This window comes from Microbacterium sp. DMC48 (assembly GCF_056313825.1).
Window position 1 is genome coordinate 455,754 of record NZ_JBQUZN010000003.1, and the last position, 17,254, is coordinate 473,007.

The 17,254-nt window shown below is 70.3% G+C and carries 14 protein-coding genes and 1 tRNA gene; 5 read left to right on the top strand and 10 right to left on the bottom strand.

From position 1 onward, the window contains the following. The first annotated feature begins 38 nt into the window (after nt 1-38). Nucleotides 39-1,202, top strand: a complete 1,164-nt coding sequence (locus tag ACT53O_RS02130; RefSeq protein WP_476151181.1) for a WxL protein peptidoglycan domain-containing protein — start codon at nt 39-41, stop codon at nt 1,200-1,202. A gap of 23 nt (nt 1,203-1,225) precedes the next feature. Here ACT53O_RS02130 and ACT53O_RS02135 read toward each other — a convergent pair whose 3' ends face one another. From ACT53O_RS02135 to ACT53O_RS02150, 4 genes are all read right to left on the bottom strand, one after another. After that, nucleotides 1,226-1,621: a hypothetical protein gene (locus tag ACT53O_RS02135; protein ID WP_476151183.1), complete on the bottom strand. Its 396-nt coding sequence runs from the start codon at nt 1,619-1,621 to the stop codon at nt 1,226-1,228. Nucleotides 1,622-1,685: 64 nt separating this feature from the next. Beyond that, a complete protein-coding gene (ligD, locus tag ACT53O_RS02140; protein ID WP_476151185.1) occupies nt 1,686-2,696 on the bottom strand; it encodes a non-homologous end-joining DNA ligase in 1,011 nt (336 codons plus the stop codon). Nucleotides 2,697-2,881: 185 nt separating this feature from the next. Further along, nucleotides 2,882-3,892, bottom strand: a complete 1,011-nt coding sequence (locus ACT53O_RS02145) for an SseB family protein (RefSeq protein WP_476151186.1) — start codon at nt 3,890-3,892, stop codon at nt 2,882-2,884. A 128-nt stretch (nt 3,893-4,020) separates the two neighbouring features. Continuing rightward, the gene (locus ACT53O_RS02150; RefSeq protein ID WP_476151187.1) at nt 4,021-6,444 is read right to left on the bottom strand and encodes an ATP-dependent helicase; all 2,424 of its coding nucleotides are present in this window, start codon (nt 6,442-6,444) and stop codon (nt 4,021-4,023) included. A gap of 97 nt (nt 6,445-6,541) precedes the next feature. Between ACT53O_RS02150 and ACT53O_RS02155 the strand changes: the two genes are divergently transcribed. The 3 genes from ACT53O_RS02155 (at nt 6,542) to ACT53O_RS02165 (ending at nt 7,635) form a co-directional block, all read left to right on the top strand. Beyond that, nucleotides 6,542-6,940: a YccF domain-containing protein gene (locus tag ACT53O_RS02155; protein WP_016463491.1), complete on the top strand. Its 399-nt coding sequence runs from the start codon at nt 6,542-6,544 to the stop codon at nt 6,938-6,940. A gap of 110 nt (nt 6,941-7,050) precedes the next feature. After that, nucleotides 7,051-7,123 (top strand) — tRNA-Met (locus ACT53O_RS02160). A gap of 98 nt (nt 7,124-7,221) precedes the next feature. Then, nucleotides 7,222-7,635 carry a hypothetical protein gene (locus ACT53O_RS02165; protein ID WP_112932477.1) on the top strand — a complete coding sequence of 138 codons (414 nt, stop codon included), beginning with the start codon at nt 7,222-7,224 and terminating at the stop codon, nt 7,633-7,635. Between the two features lie 93 nt (nt 7,636-7,728). Here ACT53O_RS02165 and ACT53O_RS02170 read toward each other — a convergent pair whose 3' ends face one another. The 4 genes from ACT53O_RS02170 to ACT53O_RS02185 all read right to left on the bottom strand — a co-directional run bounded on the left by ACT53O_RS02170 (nt 7,729) and on the right by ACT53O_RS02185 (nt 14,066). Further along, complete coding sequence (locus ACT53O_RS02170; protein WP_476151189.1) at nt 7,729-10,851, bottom strand: S8 family peptidase; 3,123 nt, start codon at nt 10,849-10,851, stop codon at nt 7,729-7,731. A gap of 128 nt (nt 10,852-10,979) precedes the next feature. Then, nucleotides 10,980-12,065 (bottom strand): ABC transporter permease, encoded by a 1,086-nt coding sequence (locus ACT53O_RS02175; RefSeq protein ID WP_294946264.1) that lies wholly within the window; start codon nt 12,063-12,065, stop codon nt 10,980-10,982. Then, nucleotides 12,062-12,994 carry an ABC transporter ATP-binding protein gene (locus ACT53O_RS02180; protein ID WP_112932474.1) on the bottom strand — a complete coding sequence of 311 codons (933 nt, stop codon included), beginning with the start codon at nt 12,992-12,994 and terminating at the stop codon, nt 12,062-12,064. Before ACT53O_RS02180 ends, ACT53O_RS02175 begins: the two co-directional genes overlap by 4 nt. A gap of 76 nt (nt 12,995-13,070) precedes the next feature. Beyond that, nucleotides 13,071-14,066, bottom strand: a complete 996-nt coding sequence (locus ACT53O_RS02185) for a glycerophosphodiester phosphodiesterase family protein (RefSeq protein ID WP_476151192.1) — start codon at nt 14,064-14,066, stop codon at nt 13,071-13,073. Nucleotides 14,067-14,218: 152 nt separating this feature from the next. On the opposite strand from ACT53O_RS02185, the gene ACT53O_RS02190 reads away from it, so the two are divergent. Beyond that, nucleotides 14,219-15,136: a Bax inhibitor-1/YccA family protein gene (locus ACT53O_RS02190; protein ID WP_036318290.1), complete on the top strand. Its 918-nt coding sequence runs from the start codon at nt 14,219-14,221 to the stop codon at nt 15,134-15,136. Nucleotides 15,137-15,202: 66 nt separating this feature from the next. On the opposite strand, the gene guaA is transcribed toward ACT53O_RS02190, so the two are convergent. Both guaA and ACT53O_RS02200 read right to left on the bottom strand, forming a co-directional pair. Beyond that, on the bottom strand, nt 15,203-16,786 hold the full coding sequence (gene guaA / locus ACT53O_RS02195; RefSeq protein ID WP_112932472.1) for a glutamine-hydrolyzing GMP synthase: 1,584 nt from the start codon (nt 16,784-16,786) through the stop codon (nt 15,203-15,205). After that, nucleotides 16,783-17,253: a DUF3817 domain-containing protein gene (locus tag ACT53O_RS02200; protein WP_036318291.1), complete on the bottom strand. Its 471-nt coding sequence runs from the start codon at nt 17,251-17,253 to the stop codon at nt 16,783-16,785. The genes guaA and ACT53O_RS02200 overlap by 4 nt, the downstream gene beginning before the upstream one ends. Between the last annotated feature and the right edge of the window lies 1 nt (nt 17,254).

Genomic DNA, 17,254 nt, shown 5'->3' on the forward strand with positions numbered 1-17,254 from the left:
TCGCGCCTCACCCGTCTCTCGTCCTCCGAAGGAATCCGATGCTCCGTTCTCTCCGACTCCGTCGCGGCTCCGCGCTGACCGCCGTGGCCCTCGCCGCGGTGGCGCTGGTGTGGCCCCTCGCGCTTCCCGCGGCATCCGCCCACGCCGCCGCCGACGACGCCGGAAGCGCGGACGACGTGACGTGGTCGGTGCGCACGGAGTCGAACGGATTCGGCGCGGAGCGCACGTCCTACACGTATGCGGTGGACCCGGGTCAGAGCGTCAGCGATGCCCTCGTGATCGCCAACCACGGCGCCGCCGCGCTGCAGCTGGCGGTGTACGCCGCCGACGGCTACACCGGAGCGGGCGGGCAGCTCGACCTGCTGACGCCCGCGGAGAGCTCCACCGGCATCGGCGCCTGGACGCACGCGGCGGCGGCCACCGTCACCGTCGCGCCGAACGAGTCCACGACGGTGCCCTTCGTGGTGTCCGTTCCCACGACGGCGACCCCCGGCGACTACGTCGGGGGCATCGTGACCTCGCTGGGCTCGTCGGCCGACCAGGGCATCTCGGTCGACCGCCGCCTCGGCATCCGCATCGGCCTGCGCGTCTCGGGCGCACTCGCACCCTCGCTCGCGATCGAGAACCCGCAGGTGACCTGGGGTGGCACGTGGTCGCTCGGCACGGGCGCCGCCACGCTCAGCTACACGCTGCACAACACCGGCAACACGACGATGGGCGCGCAGCAGAGCGCGACGATCGCAGGGCCCCTCGGCTGGTTTCCCACCGATGCCGGCGACGTCGCCCCCGAGGTGCAGATCCTTCCCGGTGAGACGCGCGACGTGCAGATCACGGTGCCCGGTGTCGCCGGCATGCTCGCCCTGATCGGCTCGGCGACGATCACCCCCATCGTGGTCGACGCGTCGGGATCCACCACGGGGCTCACCCCGGTCACGACGCAGGCGATCGGCTTCGCCGTGCCGTGGCTGCTGATGGTCATCGCGATGATCGCGATCGCGCTCGTCGTGGCGGCGCTGTGGTGGCGGCGTCGCGCCGGCGCGACACGACGCCGCAACGAGGATGAGCGGGTCGCCCGCGCCGTCGCCGACGCCCTCGCGAGCGCCCAGCCGGCCCCCGCACCCGACGACACGGCCGGCGACGTGGTCGTCGGCGCGACGCCGAGCACGACCACGCTGCGCACGGTCTCCGACGGGCGCGCCTGAGGCGGGAGCGCGTCGTACGCGCTTCAGTCGCGCGCGGCGCGGCGGCGAAGAAGAGCGCCGCCGCCGATCAGCGCGGCAGCGGCGGCGGCGAACACGAGCGCTCCGGCGAGCTGGTCGCCCGTCGGCGCGAGCCGACCACCGGGCGCACGCCCGTCGACGGCACCGTCGTCCGGGCCGCCCGCAACGGTGGAGGGGGTGGGCGCAGGCGTCGCGGGCCCGCGCTCATGCGGCGGAACGACGACGGCGATCACCATCTGCGCGTTCGACGGCGACGTGCCCGACGAGTCGTCGTCCGCCGCGCGCGCGATGTCGATAGGGCCGAGGCCCGCGGCGACGACGAGGCACGCACCGACGACGCGTGCGATCATCCTCGTTCGCATGCCGGCGCTCTCCTGTCCCGCCACCCGAGCGGCGATCACGGGTGACGCTAGCCGTCGCCGGTGACGGAGGGGATGCCGCCGAGCGACCGGTTGGTGAACCCGATCAGTCCTTCTTTGCGCGACTGGGCTGGACGCGCGGCGGCTCGCCCGGCATCTTGGGAAACTCGGGGGGAAATGGCAGCTCGCCCAGACCCGCTTCGAGGTCGCGCTGCCACCACTCGAGCAGCAGATCGATGCGTCCGGGGTTCTCCTGCAGTCCCTCCCAGGGATCCCCGACCGCGGCGAGCCGCTGCGGCACGGTCCGCACGGTGAACGCGGCCGGATCCACGCCTTCGGCCAGCTCCGCCCAGGTGATGGGCGTCGCGACCGTCGCCGACGGCAGAGCGCGCGGGCTGTAGGCACCGGCCATCGTGCGATCGCGGTTGGCCTGGTTGAAGTCGACGAAGATGCGCCGACCGCGCTCCTCCTTCCACCAGTCGACCGTCACGGCATCCGGCAGCCGTCGTGCGAGCTCTCGCCCCGCCGCGATCACGGCATGGCGGACGTCGAGGAACTCGTGCGTCGGCTCGATGGGGCAGAACACGTGGATGCCGCGATTGCCGCTGGTCTTCAGCCACGGTTCGAGCCCGGCCTCGCGCAACACGTCGCGCAGCACTGGAGCGACGGCGGCGGCATCCGCGAAGTCGGTGCCCGGCTGCGGGTCGAGGTCGATGCGCAGTTCGACGGGATTGTCGGTGTCGGCGGCGAGCGAGGCCCACGGGTGGAACACGACGGTGTTCATCTGCACTGCCCAGACGATGGCCGCGGCCTCGTCGAGCACCACCTGAGGGTGACGGCGCCCGCTGTTGTAGGTGCACATCACCTCATGGACGTAGTCGGGGGCACCGCGTGGCGGGTTCTTGGAGAAGAAGCGCTCGCCGTCGACGGTGTCGGGGAAGCGCTCGAGCGAGACGGGGCGGTGGCCGTTGGCCCGCAGGAACGGCTCGGACACGGCGATCACGTACTCGGCGAGCTCCTGCTTCGTGATGCCGAGCTCCGGCCAGATCACGCGGTGCGGGCTGGAGAGCGAGACGTCGCGCCCGGCGACGTCGAAGGTGATGCGCTCCGAGGCCATGCCCCGACCCTACGGGCCGGGCGCCGGTCGCGAAAGGGGGCGATCCCGCGCTCGCGCGGGTCGCCACAGATTCCGTGGCCGGCAACGGATGCGGACCGGATGCCGCGCGGCATCCGAATCCGCTGCATTCATCCGAATCTGCGGGGCCTGCGGCGCGTGTCCGTCCGCAAGTATCAGTCCGCGCGTCAGCCGGCGAGCGCCATGACACCGGCCAGCGCGTCGCGGTCGAGCTCGATCCAGGGGCCGCCCGGGTCGACGACGACGCCGGTGAGGCCGGGCTCGGATGCCAGGGCGCGGCCGAGCTGCTCGGGCTGCACCGGCAGGGGGCTGTCGCCACGGCCGAGAGCCACGACCTCCAACGGGTGCGAGAACACCTCCATGCGGCGCTGACCGTCGGGGGTGCGCGCCTCGGCGAGGCCCATGCGCCCCTCGGCGTCGCTGTTGCCGGCCACCCAGACGGGAAGGCGCGAGAGGGCGTCGGCGACGCGTGCGGCCGTGCTCTCATCGCGCGGCGCCGACAGCAGCGTCTTGATCTCGAACGTGGGCTCGCTCTCCTCGACGGCGCGGGCGATGAGCTCCTTCGGCAGGATGACGCGGGCGCCGGCGGTGGCGTGATCGAGGTAGATGCCGTCGTATCCCCCGGCCACCGCGTTGCGCAGCACCTCGATGGCGGGCTGCCCGATGACCGAGGTGGCCGCCCCGCCTTCGGAGTCGACGCTGGCCTGCAGTGCGGCGCCGCCGCTGAAGGCGAGGAGGAAGCGCTCTCCCTCCACGGAGGCGATCGCGAGGTTGATCTGCTGGCCCGCAGCGATCAGCGCCTGAACGTCGCCCTGCGCCCGCAGGAACAGTTGCCCCTGCAGCGCCTGGCGCATCACGTTCATGATCTCTGTGTTCTGCGGCTCCGCCGACAGGCCCGCCAGCGCCGCCTGCAGCAGGGCGTTGTCGACCAGGCCGGGCACGATCTCGCGCGGAGCCGGTGCGGTCGCCGCGGGGCGCGTCGGCGCTGCGGGCGCCGGAGCCGTCGGGTCGGCGCCGAAGGTGGAGACCGAGATGCCGACCTGCGGCACCCCCTCGGCCGCAACGGATGCCGCTTCGGCGGATTCGTCCGTCTCCGCGACGGTGTCGACGGACTCGACCTCGGATGCCGGGGCGCCGTCGCCCTTGTCGGAACGGTCGCGACGCGAGAAGAGTGCCATGGGTCCGAGCCTAGCTGGGACCGCCACCGGCCCGCGGCGGGGCGGCATCCGCCTCGCGCGCTCCCTTCCGTCTCGCGCTACCGAAACACGCATCGCGCGTGCCGGATTCGACAGCGCGAACCGCCGGACTACAGCTTCTCGATCGGGGCGATCTTGATGAGCAGCTTCTTCTGCCCGGCGCGGTCGAAGCGCACGTGGGCCACGCGCTTGGCGCCTTCGCCCGTCACCTGATCGACACGCCCCTCTCCGAAGTCCTCGTGGCGGATGCGATCGCCGGGCACCAGCTCCATGTCACCGTTGTCGCGTACCTTCGCGGGAATGCGGTTGGCGAACTTCGCGAGGTCGCCCGCGGGCTTCTCCCGCCGCGGCAGGGGAACGAGGTCGTCGCCGTAACGAGAGCCGCCCGATGCGCCCCCACCGCCGAAGCCGCCAGGTCTCCGTCCGTTCAGTGCTCGCGATCCTCCCTGACCACGCGCGTTGATGTCTCCCGGCGACTGGCGCCAGTCGATGAGCTCGTGGGGGATCTCCTGCAGGAAGCGTGAGGGCATCGCGACCGAGACCTCACCGAACTGGGCGCGGGTCATGGCGAGCGAGAGGTGCAGGCGCTTGCGGGCGCGCGTGAGCGCGACGTAGAACAGGCGGCGTTCCTCTTGCGGGCCGCCCGGCTCTCCCGCGGAGATGCGATGCGGGATGAGGTCTTCTTCGACACCGGTGACGAACACGGCGTCGTACTCGAGGCCCTTCGCGGTGTGCATCGTCATCAGCGATACCGAGCCCGAGGCGTCGGCGAGGTCATCGGCATCCGAGACGAGGGCCACCTCCGTAAGGAAGTCGAGGATCGTGCCGTCGGGGTTGTTACGGGCGAACTCGCGGGTGACGGCGACGAGCTCGTCGAGGTTCTCGACACGCGCCTCGTCCTGCGGATCCTTCGACATGCGGAGGGCATCGAGGTAGCCGCTCTTGTTCAGCAGCAGCGTCAGACCCTCGGCGACGGCGGTCGACGGCGGCGCCTCGCCCGAGGCCGGCAGCATGATCGCCGTCGCCTCGACCAGCACGGCGTCGAGCTGGGCGATCGCGGCCTGGATCTTGGGGCCGACTCCCAGCGCCGACGCGTTGGCGAGCGCATCGCGGAAGGTGGTGTCCTGGTCGGCGGCGTAACGGGCGATCGAGGTCTCCGTGACGTCGCCGATGCCGCGGCGGGGCTTGTTCAGGATGCGGCGGACGCTCAGCTCGTCGGCGGGGTTCGCGACGGCGATGAGGTAGGCCATCGCGTCTTTGATCTCTGCGCGCTCGTAGAACTTCGTGCCGCCCATGATCTTGTAGGGCACGGCGGCGCGGATGAAGATCTCCTCCAGCGCGCGGGACTGCGAGTTGGTGCGGTAGAACACGGCCATCTCGCCGTACGGCAGACCGGCGCGGTGGAGCGCCTCGACCTCGTCGGCGACGAACTGGGCCTCGTCGTGCTGCGAATACCCGGTGAAGCCGACGATCTTGTCTCCGGCGCCGACGTCGGTCCAGAGCTTCTTGTCCTTGCGGTCGAAGTTATTGCTGATGACGGCGTTGGCCGCGGTCAGGATGTTCTGCGTCGAGCGGTAGTTCTGCTCGAGCAGCACGACCTTGGCGCCGGGGTAGTCGCGCTCGAACTCGGTGATGTTGCGGATGTCCGCGCCGCGGAAGGCGTAGATCGACTGGTCGGAGTCGCCGACGACGGTCAGCGACGCGCCGTCGGTCTCGTCGAGCAGGGCACGGACGTCTTCGATGGGCCGCGTGAGTTCGTGGATCAGCGCGTACTGGGCGTGGTTGGTGTCCTGGTACTCGTCGACGAGGATGTGGCGGAAGCGTCGGCGGTAGGTGTCGGCGACGTGCGGGAACGCACGGAAGAGGTAGACGGTCTGCGCGATGAGGTCGTCGAAGTCGAACGCGTTGGCGCGCTGAAGCGAACGCTGATAGTCGGCGAAGATCTCTGCGAACAGGCGCTCGGCGGGGTCGCTCATGTTGGCCGTGCGCGCGAACGACTCGGCATCCGCGAGCTCATTCTTCAGCTTCGAGATGCGCCCCTGGACGGATGCCGGGGTCAACCCGAACGCGTCGGCCTCGTACTGCTTGACGAGTCGCTTGATGAGAGCGCGCGAGTCGCCGGAGTCGTAGATCGTGAAGCTCTTGGTGAAGCCGAACTGGTCGGCCTCACGGCGCAGGATGCGCACGCATGCCGAGTGGAACGTCGAGATCCACATGCCCTGCGCGGTGTCGCCGATGAGCTGCTGCACGCGTTCGCGCATCTCGCCGGCGGCCTTGTTGGTGAAGGTGATCGCGAGGATCTGACTCGGCCATGCCTCGCGTGCGCGCAGCAGCGATGCGATGCGGCGCGTGAGCACGCTCGTCTTTCCCGAACCCGCACCGGCCACGATCAGCAGCGCCTGTCCGCGATAGGTCACCGCTTCTCGCTGCTGCGGGTTGAGACCGACCAGGAGGTCCTCGTCGGCCCGGCCTCCCGAGCCGCGCGCGGCGTCCGTGGGCATGCCGACGATGACGGGCTTGATCGGGTCGCTCATAACCCGTCAAGTCTAGGTCGCGGCTCTGACACCGCATGCGGGATGCCGCGGCGACCCGGCGTCGCGCGTAGCCCCGCGCGGCCGGGAGAATGGACGCATGCGCACGATCCTCAACATCGTCTGGATCATCTTCGCCGGATTCTGGTTGTTCGTCGGCTACGTGGTCGCCGGTGTGGTGCTGTGCATTCCGATCATCACGATCCCCTGGGCGATCGCCTCGTTCCGCACCGCGGGCTACGTCATCTGGCCGTTCGGGCGCACGATCGTGCCGAAGCCGACGGCGGGCGTGGGCTCGTTCCTCGGCAACGTCGTCTGGGTGATCCTCGCCGGGTGGTGGCTCGCGCTCGGACACCTGGTCAGCGGCATCGCGCTGTGCATCACGATCATCGGTATTCCGATGGCGATCGCGGACTTCAAGATGATCCCGATCTCTCTCATGCCCCTCGGCAAAGACATCGTCTCCACGCGCCAGGGCGCGTTCGATCGGACGCTGTGACCCCGACGATCGCCCGCGTCACGCGCGGACACATATCGCAACCACAGGTCACACACCTGTTCCCGGCGGTCGCGGCGGGTTAGCGTGGGGGCGTCCCCTCACCGGGGCATCGCGGCGATCCGGGCGGACCCGGGCACCGGCTCATAACCGGGTGCGTTGCGGGTTCGACTCCCGCCGTCGCGTCGACGCAGGACTTCCCCGTTCTCTCCGCGCATTCGCAGGCGCAGGGCCTACCCTCACTTCATCCGGCACACCGCATCCGTCGGCGCGAGGAGGCCCCCATGCGCAGAACCCCGATCCTGACCGTGATCGCCCTGGCGGCGCTCGCCCTCACCTCGTGCAGCTCCGGCGGCACCGATCCCGCTGCGGAGCTGCCGGGCGTCTCCCCGTCGACGCGCCCGCCGCTGCAGACGACGACACCGGGACCGATCGGCCCGAGCGGGCCGGCGATCGCCGTACCCCAGAGCCGCTGGGACGCCCTCGTCGCCGACCTCACGAAGCGGGGCGTGACGGGCACCCCCGCGCTCGTGTCCTCCGAAGCGGTGACGTTCAACGACGGCTCGCTCGGCTGCCCGTCTCCGGGTCAGTCCTACACGCAAGCGCAGATCGACGGCATGCGCGTGGTCGTCTCGGTCGATGGCAAGACCTACGACTACCGGTTCGGTCAGGGCGCCGAGCCCAAGCTCTGCGCCTGACCTCGCGACAGCACACGCGACGACGCGACAGCGCACACGAAAGAAGAGGGGGTGGATGCCGCGGCATCCACCCCCTCTTCTTTCTCGCCGGGGCTACTTCTTCAGCGGCAGCAGCAGCGCCTCATCGGCGCCCGACTGGTTGTCCATCACGACCACCATCGAGCCCAGCGGCTTCTGCGCGTCGATCTGCTTCGCGTTGAAGGTGACGTCGACGCTGGCCGAACCGCGCTTCGGCACCGTGACGAACTGGCCGTTGCTGATCGCCGGCGCCGTCGGGTCATACGTCGCCCACCCGTCCACGGCGTCCGACGCGTCGTTGGACGCGAAGGTCTGGGCCGTGTACGAGAACGCCCCCGTGATGCCCAGATCGCTCGCCCGCACCGGCATCAGCAGGGTGCTGCTGTCGGTCGGCGCCTGCGTGAGGAAGCCCGCGGCGGCCGTCTCCTTCGTCTTGGCGTTGACGATGAAGACCTCGGACAGACCGTTGGTGTCGCCGTTGCGCACCCCGCCCGAGTCGGCGGACAGGACGATCCAGTCGGGGGTGCCGTCGCGGTCGCTGTCGATCACGATGTCGTACTCGTTCGCGGCCGCGTTCGACCAGCGGTGGTGCATGTTCATCGCGAACACCATGAGCGTGTCGTCGCCATCGGGGAAGGACTGCACCCCGACCGCACGGATGTCGTACCCGGTGTCGGCCAGGGTCTTGCTGGCGTCCTGCGGGTCGGACAGGCCCCACGTGTACACGTCGGCACCGGCCGGCAGGGCGCCGGCGAGGTTGCGCAGCGTCAGCTTCTTGGTGCCGTCGGCGACCTTCTGCTTGCCGCTGAACCACGGGCCGTTCATCGTCGCGCGCACCGTGCTGTCGGCGCGGGGCACGAGCAGGTAGGGCACGCGCAGCGTGGAGTCGGACGACGTGAGCACGATGTGACCGGAGATCTCGGAGAACGCGAACTGGTCGTCGGCGCCCACCGAGCTCGGCACGTCCTTCGCGGCGGCGGTGACGATCAGCAGCACCTTCGCCGAGCCATGCGCCGGGACGGTGATCGAGCGGTTCGAGAGCAGGATGCGTGCCTTCTTCGACTGCGCCGACGGGGTCGTCGAGACGTCGTAGCGCACCGCGGTCGGCCCGTCGTTGCGCACCGTCACGGTCTTCACGCCACCGAAGCCCAGCGGCGACTCCTGGAAGCCGAAGCTGAGCGCCGACTCGCGCGCCCAACCGCTCTCCGTCCGGAACGCGTCACCCGTCGCCGTCACCGTCGTCGCCACGGCCTGCGCGGCATCGACGAGACCCACGCCGCCGAGCGTCAGGCTCTGGCCGGCGACCTTGTCGGGATCGGCGGTGGACACCACGGATGCCGCGATCTGCGGAGCCGTCCACGACGGGTGCGCTTCGGCGGACAGCGCCGCCACACCCGCCACGTGCGGGGCGGCCATCGAGGTGCCCGACAGGATCGCCGCACCGTTGCCCGAGCCCACCGCAGCCGACGAGATCGAGACGCCGGGGGCGGCGACGTCCGGGCTGATGGCGCTGTCGCCCGAGCGCGGACCCGATGAGCTGAACGACGCATAGCCGCGGAAGCCGGGGTTGGCGATCTGCGTGGCGACGAGGCTCGCCGTGGCGCCGGCGACGAAGGCGGGACCGCTCGAGGAGCGCACGCCGAGGAACGGAATCGTCAGGTCGAACGGCTCCCCGGTGTCGGCATTCGCCGTCACGACGCCTTCGAACGGCGGCAGGTCGTCGGTGTTGTTCACCATGACCACGGCCGCCGCTCCGGCCTGCTGGCCGTAGATGGCCTTGGCGACACGGGCGCACGACCCGCGGTCGACGACCGCGATCTGCTTTCCACCCGGGACGACTCCCGCGGCGGTGAATGCCGCCGGCGAGCATCCGAGCGCGTTGTCGCCGGTGAGGCGCACGACCGTCAGATCGCCGATGCCGTCGAGCGAGGCACCGTTGGCGTTGATCGCCTCGACGGGGGTGCCGCCGACCGTGATCGTCGCGCCCGGGAAACCCTCGGCGCTGTCGACGGCCGATACGGAGATCACACCGTCACCGGTTCCGGGAGATCCGGTGAGGTACGGGTTGTGACCCGCGTTTCCGGACGACGCGACCACCACGACACCGGCACCGACCGCGTTGGCGGCGGCCACGGCATCCGGGTCGTCGGCACGTCCGAACGACGAGCCGAGTGACATGTTCACGACGTCCATGCCGTGATCGACCGCCCAGTCGAGGGCGGGCACGACCACATCGGTCGAACCCTCGCACCCGAAGACCCGCACGGCGTACAGGTCGACCTGCGGGGCGACACCCGGTCCGACGCGGAACTGGTTCGAGGGGGTCGTCGAGTCGTACGGGCCGCGGTAGGTGGTGCCGTCGGCGAGCACACCCGAGCCGCCCGCGGTGCCGGCGACGTGCGAGCCGTGGCCGTTGCAGTCGAGCGGGTTGTCGTCGGGGTGGGGCACCGGCTGGTAGGAGGCGCTGTTCGGGTCGGCGTTGTAATCGTCGCCGACGAGGTCGATGCCGCCCTTGACGCGGGGAGCATCCGGGCCGTACAGGGCGGGATCGGCGGGCTGGGCCGAGTTCGCCTTCGCGGCGTCGAAGGCCGCCACCGTGCCGGGACCGCCGAAGGTCGCGTGGGTGTAGTCGATGCCGGTGTCGATGATGGCGACCTTGACGTTCTGTCCCGTGTAGCCGGTGCTCTCCCACACCTGGGGGACACCGAGGAAGGGAACCGAGACGGCGTTGTCGACGGTGTACTTGCGCACGGGATGGATGGCGACGACGTTCGGCAGAGACGCGATCGCGTCGAGCTCGGCCGCCGGCACCTTCGCCTGCACGCCGTTGTACGCCGACTGCATCTCGGCCTGCACCGAGCCGCCCTTGTCCTCGATGGCCGAGCTCACCGGCTCCTGCGCATCCTTGAGGCGGTTCTTCACGTCGCCGCGCTCACCGTCGCTGAGCTCGCGGCCCTGCTCGGCTTCCACCACGGCGACGGGATCGCCCGTCATCTCGACGACGACGCTCACGAGTCCGTTGGCGTCGATGGCCGCCGACGTGAACGACGTCGAGATCTTTCCGGCGGATGCCGCGGTCAGAAACCGCGACGACGGGTCGGCGTCGTCGGCGGTCGCGGCGAATGCGGCCGTGGAGGGGAGCAGCAGTGCTATCGCACCTGCCGTGGCGAGGATGCGTCGTTGCCGTGGTCGTTGCAAGGGAAGACCGCCTTTCGTGCAGGGGGATGCGCCACATCGGGGTAGGACGCGGCTGTATGGAGGCTATGCATCCCCTGCACGAGGCGAAAGACGGATGAGAGGATCCTCATCCGAGTTCATCCGAAGGTCTATGCGATGCGCGTTCCCGGCGGCAGCGATCGCGCCGGTGTGCGCGTACGAGCCCAGGCACCCCACAGCAGCAGGCCCGCCAGCACCACCTGGACGGCGAGGCCCACGAACCAGCTCGGCACGGTCTCGTCGATGATCTGGCGCGGGGTGGGCTGCGTCGAGTCCAGGTACGTGCCCGGCGCACAATCGTCCCAGCGCTGTTCGAGCGACGGGGGCAGCTGCGCCGACCGCACCGACAGCTTCAGCGAGCCGAAGAGGTCGTCGGGGTAGCCGTACTCGGTGAACCGTGTGGGCGTGGCGTCGCCGAGGATCACGAAGGGGTTGGCCGACAGCAGCCACCACACGTAGTCGAAGCGCGGCACGCGGTAGGTGCCGGTCTGCCACGGGCCGCAGACGAACTTCTCCGGGGTGTCGCCGCAGAAGCGGGCACCGTCCTGACACAGCGGCGCTCCGTCGGGACCGGTCTCGTAGGAGCGGGTGATCGAGGTGCCTTCGCTGGAGACCGCGGCGCCGATCAGCCCGAACCCGAGCGGCGTTCCGACGGTCAGGGCGGCGACGACGAGGTAGGTCGTCGCGACCGAGAACAGCGGACGTGCGAGCAGGCCCGACAGCGCTACCCCGATCGCGGCGACGACGCCGGTCTCCACCACGAGCACGACGAGCGAGACGACCACGGTGAGCGGGTCGACGCCGCCCGCGAAGGTGGCGATCACCAGGAACGGCGCCGCCACGGCGGCGAAGGCCAGCCCGGTGATCCAGCCGGCGATGAACTTGCCGAGGAGGATCTCCCCCGTCGTGACGAGCGTCACCTGCACGGGAGCGAGCGTCGCGGCATCCCGGTCGCCGTTGATGCTGTTGCCGCTGAGGGTGGGCGAGACGAGCAGCACGAGCAGCAGGGTGACGCAGACGACGACGGAATAGATCCCGGGGCCGCTCTGACCCCAGCCGCCATAGGCGAGGTAGGCCAGCGCGGTCACGCCGATGAGCAGGAGCGCGAACACACCGAGCAGCACGTACCACGACACGGTGCGCACCCGCTGGAGCAGCTCCAGGCGGGCGATCGTCCACAGCCGCGTGGCGTTCATGAGCGCTCCCCCTCGAGGTCGAGGAACGTGTGTTCCAGAAGTCCTGTCGCCGCCGCGAACTCCGCGACCGGCAGACCCGCCCCGATGAGGGCGGCGAGGGCGGATGCCGCGTCGTCGTCGCTTGCGAACGAGACCAGCAGGTCGCGGCGGTCGATCGGGACGAGCGCGGCGTCCAGGCCCAGCGTCTGGGCGACCGGCAGCACCGCCGCCGTCGCATCACGGCCGGCGAGGCGGATGCGCCACGTGCGCAGACGCGTCGCCGCCGCCGCGACCCGCTCGCTGCTCACCGTCGCGCCGTCGACGAGGAACACCGCCTCGTCCACGACCTCCTCGAGCTCGGAGAGGATGTGGCTGGAGATGAGGATCGTGCGCCCCTCGGCAGCGAGGCGGCGCAGCAGCACGCGCAGGTCGATGCGTGCTTGCGGGTCCAGGCCCGAGGCCGGCTCGTCCAGCAGCAGCACGCGGGGATCGTGCACGAGGGCGCGCGCGAGGCCGAGGCGCTGCTTCTGTCCGCGCGACAGCACGCGTGCCGGCGCATCGGACAGCGTCCCGAGCCCCACCTCGTCGAGCAGCCGCGCGGCGCCCGCCTGGGCCGCCGCGGCGTCCAGACCGTAGAGGCGGCCGGTCATGACGAGCGTCTCGCGGGCGGTGAGGGTCGGCCACGCGCCGAGGGCGTCGGGCATCCAGCCGAGCAGCGCGCGGGCGGCGGCGGGCTCGGCGAGCGGGTCGACGCCGCCGATGCGGATCGAACCGGCATCCGGCGCGAGCAGCGAAGCCAGCATGAGCATGAGCGTGGTCTTGCCCGAGCCGTTCGGGCCGACGAGCCCGGTGACGGCGCCCGCCCGCGCCTCCAACGAGACATCGCGCACGGCCTGCACGTGTCCGAACGACCGGCGCACTCCGGTGACGACGATGCCGGGGAGGGTCATGCCCTCACCCTATGCGAGAGCTGTGTCGCAGCTGCGAAGCGCACGGTGAACACTCAGCGGCCGAACGGAGGGCCGGTCAGCCGAAGGACGCCACCCCGAGGTCGGCATGGTCGACGAAGACACCGTCGATCCCGGCATCCCGGAGGACAGCCCACTCCGCACGGTAGTCGCCGAAGGCGGCGTCGTCCTCACCGCGGCGGAACGCGGGCGTCAGGAAGGTGTTCTCGGGACGACACGTCCAGGTGAACACGGCAAGCCCCGCCGCGTGCGCCTCGGCGACCAGCTCGGCTCCCCCCGGCGGCGACGCGCTCAGCAGCATCGCCTTGTCGACGCTGATGCCGTCCACCTCCGGCGCCAGCCGTGCCAGCCCGGCGGCGCTGACCTGGTCGCGATACGGTGTCGCCGCCTCACCGTGGGCCGCGACGAGATCGAACGGCGCACCGTCGGCCTCGACGAGGTAGACGTACGTCGCGGGGATGCCGCGCGCACGCAGCTGTCGCAGGACGGTCAGTTCGAACGACTCCACGAACAGCGGGTGCGCTCCCTCGGCCCACCCCGCGTCGCGCAGCTCGGCGGCGACCAGCGCCGCGAGATCGAAGCCCCGCGCCCCGAAGAAGGTGGCGTGCTTGATCTCCAGCACGATGCCGATGTCGCGCCCCTGTTCACGTGAGGCTGTCGCGACGAGATCGAGCAGGTCGCGCAACCGCAGCGGCGGTTCCGTGTCATCGAAGGCCGCACTGCCGGGGCGCAGGTGCGGCAGTCGCTCGCGACAGCGCAGCGTCGACAGCTCCGCCCAGGTGAAGTCCTCGGTGAACCAGCCCGTCTGCGGGACGCCATCGACCGGCTTCGTCGTGCGACGGTCCGCGAACTCCGGACGGTCGGCGACGTCGGTCGTCCCCGAGATCTCGTTCTCGTGCCGGACGACGGCCACCGCATCCTTCGTGAAGACGACATCGGGCTCGACGGCATCCACTCCCATCGCCAGCGCCAGCTCATACGACGAGCGGGTGTGCTCGGGGCGGTATCCGGGGGCGCCGCGATGACCGATCACCAGCGGGCGGGCACGAGGCATGGGCCCAGGCTACCGATCGAGGCCCGTCTGAGCGCCTTCACAGCAGCAGCACAGCCGGCGCCTGACGATGCGGCGCAGCCGTCCGATAGCCTGTTATCCACAGCACCTCGCTGTGCACCCGACCGGTGCACCCTAGGGAGTGGAAAGAGACCATGGCCTCCGGCAACTTCGCATTCAACAACCCGGCGTTCCAAGAGCAGCGCCCCGGCCTCACGCCGCCTGCCGCACCGCAGCCCGGCGCCCCGACCGCCTACGCCGCGACGTCGCACCAGGTGACGGATGCCGCGGTGAACGCCCAGCTCGAGGGCGCGTTCGCCGCCCCTGCCGCCGCGTCGCACCAGACCGGCCGCATGACCGTCGAGGACACCGTCGCCAAGACGGTGGGCCTGTTCGCGATCCTCCTCGTCACGGCCGTCATCGGCTGGGTGTGGACGCTCGGCGGCGCCTTCTCGCCCACCGACGTGGCGCGCACATCGCAGATCACGATCGTGCCGTGGATCCTCGGCATGCTCGGCGGCTTCGTCCTCGCGATGGTCGTCTCCTTCACCTCCCGCAAGAAGGTCCGCCCGGCGCTGATCTTCGGCTACGCGGCCTTCGAGGGCCTGTTCGTCGGCGGCATCTCGGCCTACTTCGAGTTCATCTGGCCCGGCATCGTCATGCAGGCCACGATCGCCACCTTCGCCGTCGTCGGTGTGACCCTCGCCCTGTTCGCGAGCGGCAAGGTGCGCGCGAGCGCCCGCGCCAACAAGATCTTCCTGATCGCGATGGTCGGCTATCTCGTCTTCGGCCTCATCAACCTGGTGCTGATGTGGACGGGCATCGCGCCCGGCGCCTTCGGCCTGTACAGCGCGAAGATCGCCGGCATTCCGATCGGCCTGATCATCGGTGTGCTCGTGGTCATCATGGCCGCCTACTCGCTCGTGCAGGACTTCGACCAGATCCAGCAGGGCGTCCGCAACGGCGCGCCCCGCGAGTTCGGCTGGCTTGGCGGCTTCGGCATCATGGTGACGGTCGTCTGGCTCTACATCGAGATCCTGCGCATGATCGCGATCCTGCGCGGCAACAACTGACACACAGCGCACCCGCGCACGAAGGGCCCGTCCGGATCGCCGGACGGGCCCTTCGTCATGCGGGGATCACTCCCACTCGATGGTTCCCGGGGGCTTCGACGTGACGTCGAGCACGACCCGGTTGACCTCGCGGACCTCATTGGTGATGCGGTTGCTGATCTTGGACAGCACGTCGTAGGGCAGGCGCGTCCAGTCGGCGGTCATGGCGTCTTCGCTGGAGACCGGGCGCAGCACGATCGGATGTCCGTACGTGCGACCGTCTCCCTGCACACCGACGGAGCGCACGTCGGCCAGCAGCACGACGGGGCACTGCCAGATCTCCCCGTCGAGGCCGGCCTTGGTCAGCTCCTCGCGGGCGATGGCGTCGGCGTCACGCAGAATCTCGAGACGGTCAGCGGTGACCTCGCCCACGATGCGGATGCCGAGGCCGGGCCCCGGAAAGGGCTGACGCCCGACGATCGCTTCGGGAAGGCCGAGTTCACGGCCGATGGCGCGCACTTCGTCCTTGAACAGCGTGCGCAGCGGCTCGACGAGCTCGAACTGCAGATCCTCCGGAAGCCCGCCGACGTTGTGGTGGCTCTTGATGTTGGCCGTGCCCGCTCCGCCGCCGGATTCGACCACGTCGGGGTAGAGCGTGCCCTGCACGAGGAAGCGGATCGGCTCGCCCTCGGCGGCCGCCTCGGCGACCAGGTCGGCCTGCACCTTCTCGAAGGCCCGGATGAACTCCCGGCCGATGATCTTGCGCTTCTGCTCGGGGTCGCTGACACCGGCCAGCGCGTTCAGGAACGTGTCGCGCGCGTCGACGGTGATCAGGCGCACACCGGTGGAGGCCACGTAGTCGTTCTCGACCTGCTCGCGCTCACCCTTTCGCAGCAGCCCGTGGTCGACGAACACGGCGACGAGCTGGTCGCCGACGGCCTTGTGCACGAGCGCCGTCGACACGGCCGAGTCCACGCCGCCCGACAGCGCGGACAGCACGCGACCGGTGCCGACCTGTGCGCGGATGCGATCGACCTGCTCGGCAATGACGTTGCCACTGTTCCAGTCGGCCGCAAGGCCGGCCGCCTTGTGGAGGAAGTTGACCAACACGTCCTGGCCGTAGTCGGAGTGCTTGACCTCGGGGTGCCACTGCACGCCGTAGAAGCACTTCTCGGCGTTGCCGAAGGCAGCCACCGGTGTCGCGGCGGTCGAGGCGAGCACCTCGAAGCCGGCCGGTGCCGTGGCGACCTGGTCGCCGTGGCTCATCCAGACGTTCTGCTCGGCCGGCTGACCGCCGAGGAGCACTCCGCCGTCGTTCACGACGACGGCATCCGTCGCGCCGTACTCGCGCAGGCCCGTGTTGGCGACCTCGCCGCCGAGCTGCTGGGCCATCACCTGGAAGCCGTAGCAGATGCCGAGCGTCGGCACGCCGAGCTGCAGCACGCCGGGATCGAGCGAGGGCGCCCCGGGCTCGTAGACCGACGACGGCCCGCCGGACAGGATGATCGCGACGGGGTTCTTGGCCTCGACCTCGGCGGCGGTGACGGTGTGCGGCACGAGCTCGCTGTACACACCGGCCTCACGCACCCGACGCGCGATGAGCTGCGCGTACTGGGCTCCGAAATCGACGACGAGGACGGGACGCTGAGCGGTCTCTGTCTGGGTGGTCACCGGCTGCCTTCCGTGGCGGGGATCGAGGCGGAGGATTCGTCGGCTTCGCGCTGGGCGAGGTAGGCCCGCACCTCGCGCGCGACGCGCGCCTCCATGAAGAACGACAGCAGCGGCACGATGCCGCCGAGCGCGAGCACGATGAAGCGCACGAAGCCCCAGCGCATGAGGCTCCAGACGCGGAAGCACGCGAAGAGGTAGACGACGTAGAACCAGCCGTGCGCGATGAGGATGCCGGTGGAGAGGTTGATCGCTCCCCCGGTGAGGTCGGCGCCGCCGTCGAGGGCCACGGGGTGCAGCCACAGCGCTCCCCCGGACCCGCCCGCGAACAGCTCGTAGCCGAACGCGTACTTCACGATCATCTCGGCGCACAGCGACAGGAGCATCACACCCGTGATCACCGAGGCGATCTGGTAGAACCTGAGCGCCCCGCGGATCGCCGGAAAACTGGCGAGTTTGGGCTGAGGCATG

Coding starts and splice junctions, on each gene's coding strand:
- ACT53O_RS02130 (WP_476151181.1), top strand. CDS start 39: ATGCTCCGTTCTCTCCGACTCCGTCGCGGCTCCGCGCTGACCGCCGTG.
- ligD (WP_476151185.1), bottom strand. CDS start 2,696: ATGGCCTCGGAGCGCATCACCTTCGACGTCGCCGGGCGCGACGTCTCG.
- ACT53O_RS02145 (WP_476151186.1), bottom strand. CDS start 3,892: ATGGCACTCTTCTCGCGTCGCGACCGTTCCGACAAGGGCGACGGCGCC.
- ACT53O_RS02150 (WP_476151187.1), bottom strand. CDS start 6,444: ATGAGCGACCCGATCAAGCCCGTCATCGTCGGCATGCCCACGGACGCC.
- ACT53O_RS02155 (WP_016463491.1), top strand. CDS start 6,542: ATGCGCACGATCCTCAACATCGTCTGGATCATCTTCGCCGGATTCTGG.
- ACT53O_RS02165 (WP_112932477.1), top strand. CDS start 7,222: ATGCGCAGAACCCCGATCCTGACCGTGATCGCCCTGGCGGCGCTCGCC.
- ACT53O_RS02175 (WP_294946264.1), bottom strand. CDS start 12,065: ATGAACGCCACGCGGCTGTGGACGATCGCCCGCCTGGAGCTGCTCCAG.
- ACT53O_RS02180 (WP_112932474.1), bottom strand. CDS start 12,994: ATGACCCTCCCCGGCATCGTCGTCACCGGAGTGCGCCGGTCGTTCGGA.
- ACT53O_RS02185 (WP_476151192.1), bottom strand. CDS start 14,066: ATGCCTCGTGCCCGCCCGCTGGTGATCGGTCATCGCGGCGCCCCCGGA.
- ACT53O_RS02190 (WP_036318290.1), top strand. CDS start 14,219: ATGGCCTCCGGCAACTTCGCATTCAACAACCCGGCGTTCCAAGAGCAG.
- ACT53O_RS02200 (WP_036318291.1), bottom strand. CDS start 17,253: ATGCCTCAGCCCAAACTCGCCAGTTTTCCGGCGATCCGCGGGGCGCTC.